Source organism: Chitinophaga sp. H8, assembly GCF_040567655.1.
In the GTDB taxonomy this organism is placed as follows: Bacteria; Bacteroidota; Bacteroidia; order Chitinophagales; family Chitinophagaceae; genus Chitinophaga; species Chitinophaga defluvii.
The window spans coordinates 3,103,220-3,123,362 of sequence record NZ_JBEXAC010000001.1; the positions used below are offsets into that span (position 1 = coordinate 3,103,220).

The window sequence follows — 20,143 nt, forward strand, 5'->3', positions numbered from 1 at the left end:
TTTGTTTACCAGCATTCCCAACACTATACGTAAGATTTCTCTTCAGGAACAGCTGCCGGCGTTTCCTTTTTCACATCTTTAAAAAGCAGTGCAAACATGATAAAACAAATGGCTGCAATACCTGAAGGTACCAGCCAGATATACTGCCACTGATACTCCATTACTCCATTCACTTCTGCAGAAAACCTGCTGGCCACCATACCGGATACATAGGATCCGATCAGCATGCCTACGCCATAAGTAGCAAAAGTGATCATACCCTGTGCCGCATTTTTAGCAGCCAATCCCGCTTTATTATCCGTGTAGATCTGACCGGTTACAAAGAAGAAATCATAACAGATACCGTGTAAAATAATGCCTCCGTACAGCATCCACATGGCAGCATCACTATCACCAGAAGCAAATAATACATAACGGGCCACCCAGCAACACATCCCCAGCAGCAACATTTTCTTCACTCCCAGCCGTCTGAACAGTAAAGGCATCAGCAACATAAATAAAAATTCGGAAGCCTGCCCCAGTGTCATTTTTCCAGCCGCATTAGGCACGCCCACATCATTTAAAAAAGGATTGGCAAAACTGTAGTAAAATGCCAGTGGAATACAAATAGCAATTGCTGTTAAGAAAAATATGCTGTATGAACGGTCTTTAAATAACACCAATGCATCCAACCCAAGGATGGCAGATAGTTTCGTACTACCCTTGCCCGGAGGGGTATCAGGCAGAAAGAAACTGAATATCCCGAGTAGAGCAGCTGCACCCGCCGCAATCTGGAAAGTAAGCGCGGAGCTTTCAATTCCCATGTACCCGATCAGTAATCCTGCAGCAATCCATCCTACGGTGCCAAATACACGTACAGAAGGAAATTCCTTTCCTGCATCTGCCATCTGGCGGAATGAAATGGAATTAGCCAGCGACATAGTAGGCATATACAAAAGTGTATACAGCAGGATCAGCCACCAAAAGTCATTAAAATTATCTACGGTACTGATATAATAAAGAGTAGCCGCTCCTAGCAGGTGCAGCACCGCAAGTACTTTCTGCGCTGAAAAAAAACGATCGGCTACCAGCCCAACAAAAAAGGGAGAAATAATCGCTGCAATGGAAAGGTTGGCGTAGGCAACACCTACCTGCACCGCATCCGCCTTTAAGGATGTTAGCAGGTAGGTGCCCATAGTTACATACCAGGCGCCCCAGATAAAGTATTCCAGCAGCATCAGCGTTGACAAACGTAATCTAACGGACAATAACATAGGTTGTTTGAGCTTTAATCATGAATAAGATACTGATTATTTTGTCCGTTTTACTATTCTGCACGATCAAAATAAACCCAGTCTATGTTAAACAGTCTGCCAGCATTGCCGCCAGCACTTTTGAACACAAAATATACATCGTGTAAGCCTGCAGTTGGCTTCATTGCTGCAGCAACAGATTTCCAACCTGTAACTGCATCAGGAGAGCTGCCTGCCGGTATATCAATTGTACTCACTACCGGGCCATCCAGTTTATCCAGGCGCATTTCAATCGTACCACCAATACCCTGAGGCTGAATATTATATTTTACACCTTTGATACCATCCAGATAAAGCTGCTTAAACTTCATCATATTCCCATCTACCACATAAGCAAAGCACAATCCCGCTGTAGTAATGGTAGTTAACCCTGCCTTGATCTCATCTGCATCCTCTACCTGCATAAACGGACTATTCAGCATAATATGCGCACGGGCTGTTAATGGCTCAATGTTATTGGCTCCCTTATCTGTATAGCTGGCAGATAACAGGTAAGCTCCCATATTACCTTTTCCGATGTGTTCGGCTAAACGGATAGTGCCCTGTTTTGGCAAAGAGCTGTTACCATCCGCCAATGACAGAATGTAACGCACCATTTCTTTTGCATCTTCTTTAGACAGATCCGGGTGTGCCGACATGGTACGTGTGCCCCAGTTGCCACTACCCCCTTCGATGATCTTCTGCGCCAGTTTATTCACATTGGCCTCCGTATTAGGATACTTATGTGCAATATCCTGATGGCTCGGACCTACCGAAGTACTGTTGGCAGTATGACAAGCTTTACAATCCAGTGATTTCAGCATTTCAGCACCTTTGGCAAATTTTGTGTTGACATCTGTACGGTTATTCGCCAATACCACTGCCAGATCTTTCCCTATCGGCATATAAGCAAACGCAACATGTACCTGATTGGTATCAATCGTACCATCTTCCGCGTCTTTCACAATCACCTTATAATCCAGCGGTGTATTATCCCAATAGAAACTTCTGTTGGCCTTGGTTTCTATGGTTACTTCCGGTGGTGCATTCCCTACTTTGATATCGAGTGTAGAAACACCTGCTTCATTATGATTGTCAGTAGCCGTTAATTTCACGGAATAAACACCGGGTTTGGAGAACGTATGTGTTACTTCTTCTCCTTCCATCTTTTGACCTTCTATTTCCCAGGTATACTTTAACTTATCCTCTTTATCATAATCCACAGAACCACTGGAAGAAAGTTTTACCGCCAACGGAGCTGCCCCATACTGGTGATCTGCCGTAATATTAGCTACCGGTTTGCGGTTGCCTTCAGAATAAGTAATGCGGATCAGTTTAGCATCCGAGTTCTTGGCAAACCAGTTGGTACCATATTCCAGCATGTAAATGCTGCCATCCGGCGCAAACTGCATATCGATAGGTGCAGAGAATGGAATATTTTCCAGGAAAGGTTCCATACGTACATAGTTGCCATCCTTATCCAGGGTAACCGCCATGATCCAGTGACGGATCCATTCATAGATAAACAGTTTGCCATCATAGTACTCAGACAGTTTATAAGGCGCATCCTTAAACCGGTCGCTGTAATAAACAGGCCCTGCCATTGCGGAAGCACCGCCCCGGCCTACCAGCGGAAATTTTGCAGAAGCACCTTTTCCATACCAGATCAATGGCGGAGTAGCAGGTGGTAATTCCTTTATACCCGTGTTATTGCGGGAGTTATTAACCGGATGCTGCGGATCCTGTTTAGGACGTTCTACTTTTTTCTCGAAATCCCAAAGCGGATAGGCTTCATTGTTACCATTAAAATAAGGCCATCCAAAGAAACCTGGTTTTCTGGCCTGGTTAATTTCGTCATTGCCCAGTGTACCTCCTTCCACGGAAGGTACTTTGGTATCCGGCCCTACATCTCCCCAATATAGGAAAGCGTTTTTCATATCTATAGAAATACGGTAAGGGTTGCGGCAACCCATTACATAAATCTCCGGTCTTCCTTTAGAACCATCCTTGGGGAAGAGGTTACCATCCGGTATTTCATAAGTACCGTCCGGCATTGGCTTTATACGGATCACTTTACCCCTCAGATCCTGGCTGTTAGCCGCTGCTGCCTGGTTGTCGGCCAGCTCATGCCCCACCCTTTCATCCACAGGCGTATATCCTTCTGTTTCTTCTGCATTGGTATTATCACCGATAGAGAGGTACAAAAGATCACCAGGACCAAAAGCCAGGTAACCGGCAGAGTGGCAGCAGTATTTCCGTTGTGTAGGTATTTCCAGTAATACTTTTTCGGAAGCCATGTTCAGGGTATCGCCATGCATTTCGAGGCGTACTAATTTGCTATACCATCTCTCCCCAGCAGGAGCATAGTAGAAGTACACCCAATGATTTTTTTGGAAATTAGGGTCCAGGGCCACGCCCAGGAGGCCGTCCTCTATCCCGCTGAATACATCAAAGTGTCCGATCGTTTTTGTTTGTCTGGCGCGGGCGTCGTATAATTTTACCCCACCCTTACGTTCAATGAACATTACATTACCTTCCGGCAGAATGCACATTTCCATGGGTTCATCCATCCCCTGGTCCAGCACCATATAGGTATACCTGCTGGAATCAGGAGGCGCCATGGTAGTAGCCTGCTTATAGTCGGGATAATGGTTCCCATTTACTACATAAGACAAGGCTTTCTGAAACAGGGCTGCATCAGCAGCAGCCGGCGCAACAAACACACGGCCTTTGTCCTGAGTGCCTTCCGTTCCTTCCGGCGTATCAAAACAATTTTTCAGCCATGGCCAGTCTCTTACGCTTACAGTTGTATCTTTTACTGCTACTATACCTCCACCACCAGCTTCCAGGTAACGTTTCAGGGCCGGTGCATTCCGGTAATCCAGACTGTCGGCCAGGGATACCGGCATACATACTGCGCTGAATTCCTTCAATGAATCTTCCTGGAAATAAATACGGTTATCCGTCAGTGTTATTTGCCAACCTTCCTTTTTCCCAACATCGTCCAAATTTTTCACCCAGGCACTTCCCGGGTCTTTGGTATAACAAAGTATACGGGTCGCAGATCGTTTAGCACTGCATGCTGCCAGCAGTGGTAGTAAAAATAGCAGCCAAAGTTTTTTCATGTGTTTTTTAATATACTGTTCTATAAAAAGATAAAAGGATACTGACTGCAGCTACTTTTTAGCTACAGCCAGTGTCCCCGGAGTGTGTTTATCACCCCGCTATTAATATCCTTCATTCTGCTTGATAGACCCACCGGAGCGGTCGATCTCAACTTGCGGAATAGGGAATACATATTTGTTACCAGATGCCGGTGGGCGGAAGTTGCCTCCCTTACCACCAGAATATGGTTTGGTAGAATAATCTTTCATAGTTGTCACATAGTTGTTCCAGCGGATCAGGTCAAACACACGGCCATATTCCAATGCCAGTTCTGTTCTGCGCTCATGCCGTACTGCTTTGCGCAGGTCGGCACCGGCACTTACGATTGGCAAAGGCGTATTAGCTACTGTTCTGATACGGCTTATAGCTTCCACATCGGTATGTGAAGAGGTGCTGGCACGGTGACGGATATCATTGATATAATCTGCCACTTCCTGCTTGCTACCACCACTTTCTAGCAACGCTTCTGCATACATCAGTAATACATCTGCATAACGGATCAGGTGCATAGTGTAGGCATCATCTCCCCAGCCTTGTCCGCGACGATTGGCCGGCAGGAATATTTTGCGGTTATGGTGACCGGTGTTAGGATAGGTAGAAAAATCCAGTTTCTCATTTCCGGTTGGATTAGGGAATACATCTCCCTGATCCAATATGCTGAATAATGCCCTCGGGTCGTTAGGCTCAAACTCATCTACCAATGATTTGGTAGGACAGTCAAAACCCCATCCACCGGCACTACGCGGAGAGCAATATACCGGTAAAGTAGTACCATAGATAAAGGCACCAGGATTATCCCCAAAAATGATCGGGAATACCACTTCTTTACTCTTGTAAGCATCTGCCAGGAATAATTTCTGATAGTCTGGTTCCAGTGAAAATGCTTTTGAGTCGATTACTTTCTTAGCGGCATCTCTTGCTTTTGCATACAATGCTTTATCATCTTCTGCAAAAAAGAGGTAAGCCCTTGCCTGTGCCGCCCATATTGCCTCTTTGGTTACGCGACCCAGTTCAGCTGCTGGCAGCTGGTTGCGGGAAGGCAATGCAGCATCTCCAGCTGCGGCTTCCATTTCGGTAATGATAAACTGGAATACTTCCTGCGTAGTAGCTTTTACGATTTTATTACGGTCGTCTACAGGTATGGTTTTAGTAACCAGCGGCACACCACCAAAGATCCGCACCAGGTCCAGATAGTAATAAGCCCTCAGAAAATGGATTTCTGCGAGGTAACGTTTCTTGATATTCTCATCCAGCGGATTGCCTTTATCGTCCAGCAGCGGAGCATCCGGCAACTTTTCCAATGCTTCATTACAATTTCCAATTGCTTTATAGCAGGCAGCCCAGAATCCCTGTAGTGTTTCATTGCTGCTTTGTGTACGGCCAAAACCCAGATCGGTTACAAACGGGCGGTCACCAGCATCTGATCCGCCTTTATCACTTTCATCTGTTGCCATATTCCCCAACTCAGCCAAGGCTGCCTGGTATCCCCAGAAATTGTAAAATCCCAGATAACAGTTAATCAGGGTTTTAAAACCCGCACCCGGAGATTTGTAAAAACTTTCATCCGTTTGTTTTCCCACAGGTGGCCGGTTCAGGAAATCCTTTGAACAGGATACAGGTAGCAAAAGTGCTGCGAATGATATAATATATATGAGTTTCTTCATGATTAATCGATTTGGTGATTGAACAATTAAACTAGAACCTGGCATTTACGCCAATCAGGAACGTACGTGCCTGTGGAAAATACCCCTGATCTATCCCCATCAGCAGCGGGCTGGCATTTCCCATTTCAGGATCAAGTCCGGTATACTTTGTAAAAGTGAACAGGTTCTGTGCACCTACGTATAACCGTATGTTCGAGATGCGCGCACTTTTCAACCATTGTTCCGGGAAGTTATATCCCAGCTGTACGTTTTTCAACCGCAGGTAAGACCCATCTTCCACGAAATAGCTGGATATGTTGGTATTCAGCCCTGCATTGTTGGAAATTTTATAGTACTTATTGGTAGAACCTTCTCCATTCCAGGCTTTTTCCAGGAATCCTTTTGGTGCGTTGTACCAGCCAGTACCAGCCTCTGTATCATACCGCAGGATATTCATTACATCATTACCCTGTGATCCTTGCCAGAACAGGCTCAAGTCAAAGTTTTTGTATCCGAAATTCATATTCAGGCCATAAGTAAAGTCGGGCCATGGATTACCTATCATAGTACGATCCGCCGCATCCAGTTTACCATCAGGGCCAGCAATCACTTTACCATTGGCATCAGTACCATTTATATCTCTGAAACGGATATCACCCGGTGTAGAAACGCCTTTTTGCGGGCTCTTATCTACTTCTGCCTGGTTCTGAAAAATGCCATCCGCAATCCAGCCAAAGTAGTAACCTACCGGCATACCTATTTCTGTTCTGGTGATAGCTTCGTTCAGGTGAGCAGTTCCGATCACCGGTTCACCACCACCTAAAGTCAGCACCTTATTCTTGAAAGTGGATATGTTTCCTTTAATGCCGTAGGTGAAATCACCCACTTTATTGTTGTAGCCAACGGATAATTCCCATCCTTTATTTTCCATGCTTCCTGCATTAGACCAAGGATCACCAGGGTATCCCATGGTAGTTGGCATTGGTACAGTCAGCAACATATCATTAATCCTTTTGTTAAAGTAATCAATGGTTACATCCAGTTTACCATTAAACAACAACAGGTCCAATGCGATATCCGTTTGTTTGGAAGTTTCCCATTGGAGGGTAGGCAAGCCAATACCACTGCGGCCTGCTCCCAGGTACCCGGTATTGTTATCACCAAAAAGATAACGGTTAGGAATAGGCAGGTTGCCATAGGTAGACAGATAAGCACCTGAAATACCTACATTCTGATTACCTATTGTACCATAGCTTCCCCTTAATTTACCATCGGTGAGCCAGCTCAGACCCGCATTCTTAATAAAGTCCTCCTCTGTAAAGCGCCATGCGGCTGATACAGAAGGGAAAGTTCCCCAACGGTAATCCTGGTCAAAATAAGAGCTCGCATCACGACGGATATTGGCAGCCAGGATATACCTGTCGGCATATACGTAGTTAACACGTCCAAAAAAGGATTGGAGAGAATTAGCATATGTATAACCGGAAGCGCCGGGCAGGATGGTCCCCGCATCAATGATGCGCATATCTTCATCGTTATTAACGATGCCGGATTTAGAAGCACCATAGTTCAACCCTTTGGTCAGCTCTGCCGAAATACCACCTAATGCGGTAACATGGTGTTTACCCCAGGTTTGATCGTAGGTAAGGGTGTTTTCCCATACAAAGTAATTATTCCAGGAAGAGGAATTGCTTACGGTATTGTTGGTCTGGTAGTCAAAAGCATTCAGGCGATAGGATGGTGTAAATCCTTTAGATAAGCCACGGGATAAATCCAATCCGAAATTACTTCTAAAAGTAAGTGGGTCAATGATCTTTACATCCAGGCTGGCACCACCTTTTATCGCAATACCTTCCCATTTGCTCTGACGCATCCGTTCTACCTGCGCAGCAGGGTTAGGCTTGTTTGTATATAATATACCTCCGTATTGTGAAAAAGGGTTATTACCCTCATATCCATCCATAATACGATTATAAAAATCAGGCACATCTTTCAGGTTGTTACGGAATACCGGTGTGATGGGATCCGCTGTCATCGCGCTGAAAATGGTACCAGTATAAGGATTGTTTTCATCCACATTACGACGACTTTCATAGATCAGGCCGATATTGCTGCTGAACTTCACCCTTGGACTGATATCTGCCCCTACATTGGTGCGCCAGGAGATACGCTCATAGTCTGATCCTTTTACAATACCTTTCTGGTTCATATATCCCAGGTTGGTAGCATAGGTAAGGTTTTTACCAGCACCAGTGATACCCAGGTTATAGCTTTGAATAGGTGCATTTTCCTGAATGATTTCCTTCCACCAGTCAGTACCATTACGGCTACCGGTATTGGATTCAACAAATTTCAGTGCCTCTGCAATTTTCTGAGGAGTAGCAAAATCCTGAGGAGGCGCCGCACCTACTGCACTGGCAGCCCTGATTTTATACTGGATAAATTCTTCTGCATTCAGCATGTGCGGGCGTTTCCAGGCAGACTGTATACCTGTATAGGTATCAAAAGTAACGTGCATTTTCTCATCACGTTTGTCTCCTTTTTTGGTAGTAACAATCACCACACCATTAGAGGCTCTGGCGCCATAGATAGCAGCTGTAGAAGCATCTTTCAGGATGTCCATAGCCTCAATATCTGTTGGGTTCAGCCAGGCAATATCTGTTTGTGGCAAACCATCTACTATATACAATGGTGTATTGCTACCATGAATGGAACCGATACCACGGATACGTACAATCGCAGGTGATCCGGGGCTGCCGCTGCTCTGGGTCACCATTACACCGGCTGCTTTTCCCTGTAATGCTTCCGCCGCACTTCTCACCGGTATATTACGCAGGTCTTTTCCATTTACAGAGCTAATCGCACCCGTAATATCCTTTTTCTTTTGTGTACCATATCCCACCACTACTACTTCATTCAGTCCGCTGGTAGATTCGATCAATGTAACCGCCAATGGTGCATTGCCATTCACCATTACTTCCTGTGCTTCATATCCCATGTAGCTAAATACCAGTATGGTACCGTTGGCAGCCGTTAAAGAAAACTGGCCATTAACATCCGTTACCGTACCGGCTTTGCCATTCTTTTCTTTAACAGATACGCCAATCAGCGGATTACCATTGGCATCTGATACCTTCCCCGTGATTTTATCCTGTCTGTCTATTTCCCCTTTGGGAGAAATCACCACCAGTTTCTCATCCACTATTTTATAAGACAGGGTACTATCCAATACCTGTTTCATAATTTCAGATAAGGCTGCATCTTTGACCTGCAAATCGATTTTTCCCAGTTTTTTGATATAGCCGTAATTATAGAAAAAACGGTAATCGCTTTCTTTCTGGATTTTGGCAAAAATCTTGTCTGCCTCTGTTTTTTCAAAGCGGAGTGTAAATTTCTCCTGAGAAAAAACATTAGCGGAAGTATGCAAAAAAGTCAACAGCACTAAGGCAAAACTTAATTTCATAATGAGGAATAGTTTGATTGCCAGGTGGAATACACAGGAATTCCTCCCAAATCTTCTTTTTTTCATAGATTTGTTTTAGAAAGGTTTGTAATCAGGAGCAAGTATTGTTTGATAAGCTGCTTACTCCTATTGAAAATGCATAGCCTTTTTTCCGGGAAGAGTGCCACCTCTTCCCTTTTTTTATTGCCTTCAGCCTATATTATCGCATAGCTAAAGGCCGACCACTATGTAATCAGGTAGTGAAGTTGTTTTTTCATACTGGACTTTTTTGTGTTGATAAAATGTAATCGCTCACTGTCTGCAGCCCCTGGCTGCATGATTCATGGTATTTTAAACTGACGTCGCCGTGCTTTATTTAAAAAGATATATTTCCTTTTTTTCTATCCGGTAACGAAAACCGGTGGTCATTTGTAATAGCCGTAAAGCTTTGTCAACGCCTTCTTTTTCAAACACACCGGCTAATACCTCATATTTTAGCGCTTCATTTTCAAAATGGATATGCACATCAAACTGTCTTTCCATTTTATGCGCTACTTCTTCAAAAGTTTCATTCACAAATGCCAGCTTCTGGTTGAGCCAGGCTGTTTCCATTACCAGGCTGCTGTCCTGGCGATTTATGGGTAATTCCTGTACCTGGTATTTCAAAGCATTCACAGGTCTCATCTCCTGCTGATGATTGGTGGGAACAGCCTCCAATGGCATGATCAGCTTTTCCTGTTTCGACAGGATCACTTTTCTATCCGGGTTATTTCCCATAATCACCTGTACTTTTCCATCAATAACCGTTGTTTCTGCATTACGATCGCCCTTGTACGCTTTTACATTGAATGCGGTCCCCAATACCCGGACGGTAAGGTGATCCGTATATACTATAAAAGGCTTGGTGTGATTCCTCGTTACATCGAAAAACGCCTCTCCTTCCAGTTTTACTTCACGTGCCAGCCCCATGAAGTCATTGGTATAGGTAAGCTTGCTGCCGGCATTCAACCAGATCTGTGTGCCATCAGGCAACACTGCTTTTTTGAGTGTGCCATTGCCAGCTACTATCTCATATTTTACAACCTCTTCACCAGCAGCCCTGCCACCGGTGTGCTGTTTTTTCCATAGCCATCCACCACCTGCCAATAAAACCAGCAGTACTGCTGCCGCTGCCAGCCATGCACTTTTGAGTGGAAACTTCCGGCGTTTTACTTCCGGTACGCCCTCCTCCAGTTTGGACGAAAGTTGTTCCCATCCTGTCAGCATGATATCCTGCTCTTCAACAGGTGTTTCGATATGTTGCCTATTACCTCCAATAGCATGAATCACCTCTTCTACATAACGGTATTCCGGATGCTGCACCAACAAGGCTTCCAGTTCCTGCAGTTCATCCGGACCTGCCGCTCGTCCCAATTTCCGGGCTATCAGTTCCAGTATTCTTTCTGATTTCATTGATACAATAAGGTGCTTCGCTCAAAGGACACACGGTAAAAATGAATTCCCTAAAAGCGCTACAAAAAAATTTACTTCGTTACAAAAAGATGACAATAAAGTAGAGAAGGGAGGTTAATCTTGAATGGTATCCCCTATTATTTTTTTGCTGGATGTGCGCTGCAGAAAGGGCTGCAGCAAATGTGACAGCTTTTTAAGAGCAATCACCAATTGTGCATCCACCGTTTTTGTAGCAATCCCTAAAATATCTGCCACTTCACTATAAGACAATCCATCTTCTTTTACCAGCTTAAAGATCAATTTGCATTTGGGAGGCAACTGCTGAATCGCTGCAGCAATAGCCTGTTGCAATTCATTGGTAAGCAGTAGCTGCTCTGCATTCAGGGATAGCTGAAAATGCTGTACATGCACATTATCAAGGTCCAATTCCTGAAAAGGGATTACTGTACGTAAATGATTCAATGCAGTGTGCTTGACCGCTACATACAGATATACTTTCATGTTGGATATTTTATCCAACACTTTCCGCTTCTCCCAAAGTTTTACAAAAACGTCATTCACTACTTCCTCTGCCATTTGCCTGTTTTTGATAAACGTGTAGGCAAACTGGAAAAGACGGAACACCTGTTGTTGATAAAATGCTTTGAAAGCAAGTTGGTCGTCTTTAAACTGTATGCGATATAGCAGCTCCTCCATAGTGATAATCGTCACCTCCGTATAGCTGCAAAATAGAAATTTTTTTTAAAAAGTACTACTAAATAATAGATTTCTTTATAAATGGTACAGGCAGTTGACTAAATAATCAACTGCCTGCACCTCTTTTTGAAACAATTTTATTCCTTATCCCACCATACATTAGTAGAAACTGCATCCGTTCCCCCCATCCTGTTCACTGCATCCATATAGTTTGCTTCATTTGATACTTTCTCACCAGGAGGGTAAGTCATCCGTTTGATATAATTGCCCGGAGAGCCGTCCTTAGCTTTAATGGTAGAAGGATCGGGCGCTGCAAAAGGCAGCAGCACAGGCTTATGCAGCCGGCGGTGATCATTCCAGGCTTCCAGCGACCCATCAGGAAAAAGCCCTATATATTTCTGGGTAATGATCTTATCCAGGTCGGTATCCACTGGTTTTCCATTAAAACCAGCACCTGAGTTATGGCCAAATTTTACGGTAGTGCCGTAAGCATTGGGGGAAGTAGATTGCAAATACTGGTTAATCACCTCATCCGGAACATTATTCTTTTTCATGGAAATGGTGATCCCTTCTTCGTAAAGACTTTTAGCATCCTTTCCCATATTCCATCCCCGTAAGGCCCCTTCTGCACGGAGGAAACATACTTCCTGGTAGCTCAGCCGGTCATAGGCCCGCATCCCATCGGTATACTTATCTCCCATACGCGCATAATCCTTTACATTATATTGTATTTTGCTTTTATTGGTAGGAGACAGTCCTGCCGGCACGCCTACCCACCGGTATAACATATTATACTTTTTATCTTCTATCATCACCTCATCGCTGGCCTTGGTTCCCTTGTTAGTAACAGCAAAAAACACCGGTCCGCGGGGATCCACTTTGGAAGGTACCCCTACCCTTATCCTGTTGGCTTTAGGGTCCAGTGGGTTTTCAGCTTTATTCTCCGGATTCCCCAGCAATATACCGGCATCGTCATATACCGGTGTTACTACCTGCCCGGTTTCATCTTTAACTACGGGGAAAGGCTGTCCGCCCAGGCCGGTCAGGAGGTATTCCATAGAACGGCTCATCGCCGCACCATCCCATTCATGGCCATAATAGAAATAACCATTTTCCATATTAGTATACTGGGCGGTCCACTGATTAGAGCGCGGGGCTTTAAACTCATCTCCGATATCCCGTAAAATCCCGGCAGCCACCGCCTCTTCTGCATGCAGTTTAGCCAGTTCAGGATCCCTTTCCGTTAAATGCATAGCCAAACGAAGGCGCAGGGAATTGGCAAACCGTTTCCATTTTTCTATCACTCCTTTAAAAATAATGTCCTGCCTGTCGCTCATCGTGTAAGCATCGGGATCCAGTGCCTCTGACGCTTCCTTCAGTTCTTTCAGCAGGTCCTTGTAGATATCTTCCTGCTTGTCGTATACCGCAGGCTTACCTGAACCATCTGCCAGCTGGGAATATGGTACATCCCCATAGATATCGGTAAACCAGGAGGATACCAGGCATTTCATAATACGGGCGATCTGCAATACATTACTTTTCCCTTTCCTGACCTCATTTTCGTAGCGGATCACCTCATTCAGGTTTTTTACCCAGCCGGCATGGTAATTGGCACTCCAGTAGTCATTGTTCCATCCCACTACCGGGAGGTACTGCTGGCTGTCAAACCCTTCATTGGCCACATACTGACTGAATACATCCAGGAAAAGATTTTGTATACGCTGGTGGATACTTACATCCATTCCGGTCCGGAACATCACGGCAGACAGCAGGTAGGCAGCATCTACCTTATCCGCGGAAGCCGCATTGGGATTTACATTCATCTCATCAAAGCCCTTATCACAGGAGCTAAGAGGCATTAATGTCATGGCAGCGCCTAACACCGCCACGGGTAAAGAAATATATCTGTGCTTGATTGTCATAATAATGCGCTTTAATGTTTTACTAGAAACCTACTTTAAGATTTAAGCCATAGCTGCGGGTAGATGGCATCCCTACATATTCGAAACCGCTGGCAGAGGCTGCCATACTTGATTCCGGATCAATACCGGGCACACTATTGTGGATAATCCACAGATTACGGGCAACAAATCCAAGGCTCAGGTCTTTTATAACCGTTCTACTAAGTATATGGCGTGGCAGCTGGTAAGTGAGTGTTACCTCTCTCAACCGGACACTGTTGGCATTATATACAAATGCAGAATTAATGCCCCCGCCATTCAGGCCAGCTACGCGTTTCCAGTACTCTTCAGCGGTAACCGGTACATTGTTCGTTTTTCCATCTTCAAATACACCATCTACTACAAATTTTTCGTCACGCCCATTTACGGTACCTGCGGCAGTACCGTAATAGTACATAGAAGCCAGTGTACCGGAGTAGATCTGGCCACCCTGGCGGATGTCGAGCAGGAAGCCCATACTCAGATTTTTATAGCTGAAAGTATTATACACCCCGCTTGCCCACTTAGGCTGGAAATTACCGAGTAAGGTATTGGCTCCGGAAGCCATTGGTTTGGGCAGTCCGGTTTCATCCACTACCACCTTTCCTTCTGCATTACGTGTAAAGTCTGTTCCGTAAAAGTCGCCATAGTCCTTGCCTTCCAATACCAAAGACATGATCGTGCCGAAATAGGTAAAAATGGATTGTTTTACTTCCGGATGCAGCTCCACCATGCGGTTGGTGTTACGGGAATAGTTGACCGTAATATCCCAGTTGAACCCTTTTTCCTGGCGGACAGGGCTGCCGGTTAAGGTAAATTCAAATCCTTTGTTCTGTACATTGCCCGCATTGATCAACCGGGTATTGTAGCCAGTGGTGGAAGAAACGCCCAGGTCAATAATCTGATTAAAGGCATTCTTCTTATACCAGGTCATATCCATGCCCAGGCGGTTACCTAATAGTTTCAGATCCAGTCCGATTTCTGATGAACGGATAATTTCCGGCATCAGCTCATAGTTGGGACGGGAATTAGGCAGCTCTGTACCAATCGCGTCTGTACCAGGTATAGGCCTGATATCATACGTGGGTGCGGTACCATAAGGGCCACGGTCATTACCTGCTTCAGCGATAGCTCCTCTTACTTTCACCATCGAGATAAAGCGGGGTACTTCCACATTAAAGTTTCTCAGCACCTGGTCTATAATGACACTTCCTACATAAGAAGGATAACCAAAGGAGCGGTTTTTCTTATCCAGCGTGGAAGACCAGTCGTTACGATAGGTATAGTCAAAGAACAGGAAGTCTTTATAGGATAAATTCACAAATCCATACAAGGAGTTCATCCCTCTTTTGGTGATAGAGCGGTTGTAATATCCCGGTGTAGGGCTATTGGTAATGTTCCACAATTTATCTACCAGGAGGCCGGTCGTTTGTCCGCCATCACCACGATAGGTGGCACGCATCTGGTTGCCGCCCAGGCTTACACTAGCCTGCAAGGGACCAAATGTACGGTTGGCCGTCAGGAGGAAGTCGACGTTCGTTTCCTTTCCTGTTCCACTGCCAAAAGAATAAGAACCTTTGTTGATAGCCTGAGAACCTATGGTATTCATAGGTGTCTTCACCTCATTAAAGCTGGCATTGAAATTCATCGTATGCCTGGCCTGTAATTTCAGCCAGTCTGTAAACTGGTATTGCAGGCTGATCAGGCTGAGATAACGGTCGTTATCATCATTGTTCTGCATGTTATATAATACCCAATATGGATTTTGCTCTGTTGGGTAATAAGATCTTGGCATGCCGTTCGCCTCTTCCGGCGGATTCAGTTCTGATACGGTTACAGAACGGGGCATTTTGATAAAGTTGTAATAGATATTATCTGAATACCCACCAGCAAACGGGCGGTTTTTAACGTCCTGCTTGATATAATTCAGTTTCGCATCAATAGATAACTTCTTATTAAACAAGAAAGCATTAATACGGCCGGTAATGTTATCGCGGCTCAGATCATATCCAGGCATAATACTTTCATTACGCAGGTTGGTATATCCCAGGCGATAGGTAACAATATCTGTTCCTCCATCTACCTCTACCGTATTGGTAAACGTAGTACCGGTTTTAAAGAAATTCTTTACCCCGTTGGGATCTGCTTTCAGCGGGCGTTTTTTGCCAGTCCAGTCGGTTACTTCCTGACCAGTTATTTTTGGGCCCCAGCTTTCAATCGTATTGGTATTAAACTGGCCCGAAGTGCCTTGGGCATATTCATTCTGAAAATCATAGAACACCAAGGGGGTTTCAGCGGTAAAACTGGAATTCAGGTTTACCCTTACCTTGCCGGCCTTTCCTTTTTTGGTAGTGATGAGGATCACCCCGTTTCCTCCGCGGGTACCATACAGGGCTGCAGCAGCAGGGCCTTTCAGCACAGAAATGGTTTCAATATCATCCGGGTTGATATTAGACACATCAGATCCCCGGTCCATACCGCCCCAAAGGCTAGTGCCCATTGAAGTCTGGTCATTTTGCAATGGCATCCCGTCAATAACGATCAAAGGTTCATTTCCATCCACTTTCAGGGAGTTAAAGCCGCGGATGATAATTTTGGCAGAACCTCCGGGACCACCACTTCCCTGATAGAGCTGTAAGCCGGCAATCTTACCAGATAAGCTGTTGATCACATTCGTTTCCTTAGCAGTACTCACTTCACTCCCATCGATCTGTTGCATGGAATACCCCAGTGCTTTCTGTTCACGCTTGATCCCCAGAGCGGTAACTACCACTTCCCCAACTTTCTGGGATAACTGTGTCAGCTGGATATTGATCGTGTTGCGGCCTCCCACTGCCTCTTCCTTTGACTGGAAGCTAACATAGGAGAAAAGCAGGGTGTCCTGTGCAGACGGGAGGGTAATGCTGTAATTACCGGTACCATCTGTGATGGCCCCCTTTCCGGTGGCTTTGCTCCGCACAACAGCACCTGGCAAAGGTTCTCCTTTTTCGTCCGTTACCTTACCCGTTACCGTGATCTGTTGCTGAATAGGTGCAGGGCTACGTTTTTCCACCGCGGGTGGCGTTTGCCCCGGCTTGCGGTAAATTACCACACTGGTGCTGGCATTCCGGAAGCTGAGGTCTGTTTCCCCTAATAAAGTGGCCAGCACTTTATCCAGTGCTTCATTCCTAAAGGCTGTAGCCTTTACCTGGAAGCGGGTTAATTCATTGATGTTGTAGGAAAAATCTACGTTCGCCGCTTTGCTGATCTGCATAACAGCTTTATCCAGGGTGCCTGCCGGTATCTTAACAGAAATACGGCGTTCGCCCTGATCGTCCTTAAAAGCAGCTGCATTTAGTGGCAGCCACGTTCCCAGCAGCAGGCATAATAATACGGCGCCTGCCTTCATGGAATTACCCAGTAACTTTTTCTTCATAGTGCTATCCTTTAGCCAGAGATTGAATTTGCCCGAACGAATGGTATTAGCATCGTGGGTACAGGTTGATAAAATCATTATACATTGCAGGGAATGACTGCATCCATTCTGATTGACGAACCAGGTGGCAGGTAGTACTAAATGCCTGTAAAATAAATTTGTACTGGGAAAGAATAACAGTGTCCCTATTGATTGCAGCCGGGTCCGGTGATCAATACGATATCTCCTTTTATAGTGTAGCTGATATGTTGTATATCCCTCAGAATGTCCAGCACTTCGGGTAAAGGCTGCTGACGGTTAAAGCGGATATTATTAGTACAATGCTTAAAGTTATTATGATTATACTGTAGTGTAACATTAAAGGTGTTCTCAATAGCAATCGCTATTTCATCAAAGCCTGCCTGTTTTAATACAATTTTCCCCTGCGTCCAGCTGGCCATTTCATCGACCTCCTGTGTATCCCTGGAAAATGTTTTTTTCATAGCATCGTATTGCAATACCTGACCCGGCATAAGCGCCCCTAATTCATTAAGCTGCTGTTTCACCGCCACCTTTCCGGTCTTAACGGCAACAGCAATGTTATTCAGCTGCGGATAAGATTTAACAACAAAGGAAGTTCCCAATACCTGGACATTCAGTTCTCCCGATTTTACCCGGAAAGGCTGTTCTGCATCAGGCTGCACTTCCACAAAAATTTCTCCTTCATTTAATTCCAGCAGCCTTTCTTTATTACCGAAGGAAGCAGCATATTGCATTTGTGCCCCGGCATTCATCCATACCCAGGAACTATCCGGGAGCATCACCTTTCTTACACTTCCCTTTGGGTTGGAGATCACCACCCATTCAGGCGCCACGGCTTTCTGCTGAAAAAGAAAATGAGAAGCCAGCAGGTACAGGGCAACCGCCGCTGCTATACTCCCTATACTCCACCCTATACGTGCTACCCGCTTTTTCCTGGCCATATCCACAGCCAGTTCATTATTTAAACGGCTTTGATGAATGCGGTCCAGTATTTCCTGCCGCATCTGTGCTTTTGCCTGGTTAGATGAGGGAGTATCAGTATTGGGGGGTATCCTGTACGGGTCGTTTTGATCTTGCTGCTCCATTCAAGTGGATGATTTACGTATTGACGGACAAATGTAATAAAAGTACCAATGTTGATGCATCTGCATTCAGGACAATAACCTGCTTCGCAATTGCTTTAATGCGTAACTAAGTTGATTTTTCACTGTTTGCGGAGATAAGGACAGGTGCAAAGCAATTTCCCGGATGCTCATCTGCTCTTCCCTGCTTAGCTTAAACACTTCCCGCACCCTGGCAGGCATATTATTTATCTCCAGCACCAGCGCCTTTTGCAACTCTTTGGTAGTAAAAGCGTGCAGACTTTCATTTTCGTCCGTAACCGCATTGTATATTTGTGTATGCTGGTGCTTTTGTTGGCAAACTTCCTTGCGTTTTATGTCAATTATCTTATTCTGCAGAGATTGATAAAGGTAGCCTCCCAATGTTTTATGGATCTGTAGCTGGGTACGCTTATCCCATATTGCCAGGAAGATATCGTGTACAATATCTTTAGACAATTCTATATCCTGTGTTTTCCTGAATGCCGCATCAAATACATTTTCCCAATACCTTTCGTAAAGTTCGTTGAAAGCGGGGATATAGTCTGCTTTCATTAACGTCATCAGTTGTAGGTCGTCCTTCTCTTTCAGTGACATAATAATAATGGTTGACTTAATACTGCTTTATGCCAGTGCCAGCAATTTATTCCTTACCAGCAAACAGGCGCCTATGATACCAGCTTTTTCTCCCAGCCGTGAAAATGCCAGTTGCGTATCATTATTTACCAGGCTCAATGAATACCGGTTGATCGCATTCTTTACCGGTAATCTGATATAATCCCCTGTAGTAGCCATACAACCCCCTAATATCACCATTTCAGGATTAAAAAGATTAATCAGCATAGCAATCCCTTTTCCCAATTTCTCCCCTACTTCTGCTATCAGTTCAATCGCCAGCATATCATCATTATTGGCGGCATGCACAATATCTTCCAGGGTTATTTCTTCCGGCTTTATCCCATGCTGCGTTACGATAACAGAGGAAACCCCTTCTCTCAGCTTTTCCCCGAAGTTGCGCAAAAGGGCTATCCCGGAGGCCTCTGTTTCCAGGCATCCCTTTTTTCCACAATGACAGATCAGCTCATTATCAAAAAAAGGAATGTGGCCAAATTCGCCGGAAAAGCCGGACTTGCCGTAATACAGCTGCCCGTTGATCATTACCCCCATGCCAATGCCATGATCCAGGTTGATATACAGCACATTTTTCTCTGTATTTACAATGCCACAGCAGAATTCACCGTATGCCATTGCCCGGGAATCATTTTCCAGGAATGTACGCACGCCCAGCCGGGACTCTATTACTTTGCTGAGTGGCTCTTCATTGAAGTAAAAAAAACTGTAACTATATCCCGTGGCATAGTTGATCCTTCCTGTCAGATTCAGCCCTACCCCCAGTATTTTCTGCTTACTGACGGGCAGCTCTCCCATAAATTCCTGAATGATGCTACACAAGGCATCCAGCGAAGCGGGAGAGTTTTCCAGTGTATAAGGTACCTTACCTTTAAAAGTGACCAGATTCCTTTTAAAATCCAGTAATCCCAGGTTGATATGATATTTCTGCACCTCCACCCCTATAAAAAATCCGGCATCAGGCGTAAGGCCGTATAAATTAGGGCGGCGGCCACTGACTGAATCAATTTTGCCATAATCCTGAATGAGCCCTTCCTGGGCAAGCTCTGTCAGCAGATTGGTTACCTTAGGAGAGCTGGCATTCAGTTCTTTACTTAAGTCGGTGATCGTAGCATTCCCCACATTGGCAAACCACGCAATGATCTTTTTTTTAAGATTCAGGTTCTTGTATGCCACCCCGCTGATATTCTCATTCCCTAATTCCTCAAAAAAAGTTTGGCCACTACCCATTTTTTTATTTCCATTTAGTTGCGCACATTTAGTTGCGCAGGCTTACAGTTTTGCTATCGAAGAAGCCTTTTCTTCATTATATCATCCAAAATAATATATTATTTAAACAAACGCAATCTTTTTAAAAAAAATTATAAA

General features: G+C 44.9%; 11 protein-coding genes. All 11 read right to left on the bottom strand.

Annotated elements, in window-relative coordinates:
• Positions 1-23: 23 nt before the first annotated feature.
• Entirely contained in the window at positions 24-1,253 is a 1,230-nt protein-coding gene (locus tag ABR189_RS11760; protein WP_354660688.1) for a nucleoside permease, read from the bottom strand.
• A 53-nt stretch (positions 1,254-1,306) separates the two neighbouring features.
• On the bottom strand, positions 1,307-4,396 hold the full coding sequence (locus tag ABR189_RS11765; RefSeq protein ID WP_354660689.1) for a PQQ-dependent sugar dehydrogenase: 3,090 nt from the start codon (positions 4,394-4,396) through the stop codon (positions 1,307-1,309).
• Positions 4,397-4,498: 102 nt separating this feature from the next.
• Positions 4,499-6,100 carry a RagB/SusD family nutrient uptake outer membrane protein gene (locus tag ABR189_RS11770; protein ID WP_354660690.1) on the bottom strand — a complete coding sequence of 534 codons (1,602 nt, stop codon included), beginning with the start codon at positions 6,098-6,100 and terminating at the stop codon, positions 4,499-4,501.
• Between the two features lie 31 nt (positions 6,101-6,131).
• Positions 6,132-9,608, bottom strand: a complete 3,477-nt coding sequence (locus tag ABR189_RS11775) for a SusC/RagA family TonB-linked outer membrane protein (protein WP_354660691.1) — start codon at positions 9,606-9,608, stop codon at positions 6,132-6,134.
• Positions 9,609-9,893: 285 nt separating this feature from the next.
• Positions 9,894-10,973 (bottom strand): FecR family protein, encoded by a 1,080-nt coding sequence (locus ABR189_RS11780; RefSeq protein WP_354660692.1) that lies wholly within the window; start codon positions 10,971-10,973, stop codon positions 9,894-9,896.
• 114 nt (positions 10,974-11,087) lie between these two features.
• Entirely contained in the window at positions 11,088-11,669 is a 582-nt protein-coding gene (locus ABR189_RS11785) for an RNA polymerase sigma-70 factor (RefSeq protein WP_354660693.1), read from the bottom strand.
• Positions 11,670-11,806: 137 nt separating this feature from the next.
• Complete coding sequence (locus tag ABR189_RS11790) at positions 11,807-13,591, bottom strand: SusD/RagB family nutrient-binding outer membrane lipoprotein (protein WP_354660694.1); 1,785 nt, start codon at positions 13,589-13,591, stop codon at positions 11,807-11,809.
• Between the two features lie 22 nt (positions 13,592-13,613).
• The gene (locus tag ABR189_RS11795) at positions 13,614-17,024 is read right to left on the bottom strand and encodes a SusC/RagA family TonB-linked outer membrane protein (protein WP_354660695.1); all 3,411 of its coding nucleotides are present in this window, start codon (positions 17,022-17,024) and stop codon (positions 13,614-13,616) included.
• 185 nt (positions 17,025-17,209) lie between these two features.
• On the bottom strand, positions 17,210-18,130 hold the full coding sequence (locus tag ABR189_RS11800) for a FecR family protein (protein ID WP_354660696.1): 921 nt from the start codon (positions 18,128-18,130) through the stop codon (positions 17,210-17,212).
• A 66-nt stretch (positions 18,131-18,196) separates the two neighbouring features.
• A complete protein-coding gene (locus tag ABR189_RS11805) occupies positions 18,197-18,742 on the bottom strand; it encodes an RNA polymerase sigma factor (protein ID WP_354660697.1) in 546 nt (181 codons plus the stop codon).
• A gap of 27 nt (positions 18,743-18,769) precedes the next feature.
• The gene (locus ABR189_RS11810) at positions 18,770-20,005 is read right to left on the bottom strand and encodes an ROK family transcriptional regulator (RefSeq protein ID WP_354660698.1); all 1,236 of its coding nucleotides are present in this window, start codon (positions 20,003-20,005) and stop codon (positions 18,770-18,772) included.
• Positions 20,006-20,143: the final 138 nt, after the last annotated feature.

Coding starts and splice junctions, on each gene's coding strand:
- ABR189_RS11785 (WP_354660693.1), bottom strand. CDS start 11,669: ATGGAGGAGCTGCTATATCGCATACAGTTTAAAGACGACCAACTTGCT.
- ABR189_RS11770 (WP_354660690.1), bottom strand. CDS start 6,100: ATGAAGAAACTCATATATATTATATCATTCGCAGCACTTTTGCTACCT.
- ABR189_RS11765 (WP_354660689.1), bottom strand. CDS start 4,396: ATGAAAAAACTTTGGCTGCTATTTTTACTACCACTGCTGGCAGCATGC.
- ABR189_RS11810 (WP_354660698.1), bottom strand. CDS start 20,005: ATGGGTAGTGGCCAAACTTTTTTTGAGGAATTAGGGAATGAGAATATC.
- ABR189_RS11800 (WP_354660696.1), bottom strand. CDS start 18,130: ATGGAGCAGCAAGATCAAAACGACCCGTACAGGATACCCCCCAATACT.
- ABR189_RS11805 (WP_354660697.1), bottom strand. CDS start 18,742: ATGTCACTGAAAGAGAAGGACGACCTACAACTGATGACGTTAATGAAA.
- ABR189_RS11760 (WP_354660688.1), bottom strand. CDS start 1,253: ATGTTATTGTCCGTTAGATTACGTTTGTCAACGCTGATGCTGCTGGAA.
- ABR189_RS11775 (WP_354660691.1), bottom strand. CDS start 9,608: ATGAAAAAAAGAAGATTTGGGAGGAATTCCTGTGTATTCCACCTGGCA.
- ABR189_RS11795 (WP_354660695.1), bottom strand. CDS start 17,024: ATGAAGAAAAAGTTACTGGGTAATTCCATGAAGGCAGGCGCCGTATTA.
- ABR189_RS11790 (WP_354660694.1), bottom strand. CDS start 13,591: ATGACAATCAAGCACAGATATATTTCTTTACCCGTGGCGGTGTTAGGC.
- ABR189_RS11780 (WP_354660692.1), bottom strand. CDS start 10,973: ATGAAATCAGAAAGAATACTGGAACTGATAGCCCGGAAATTGGGACGA.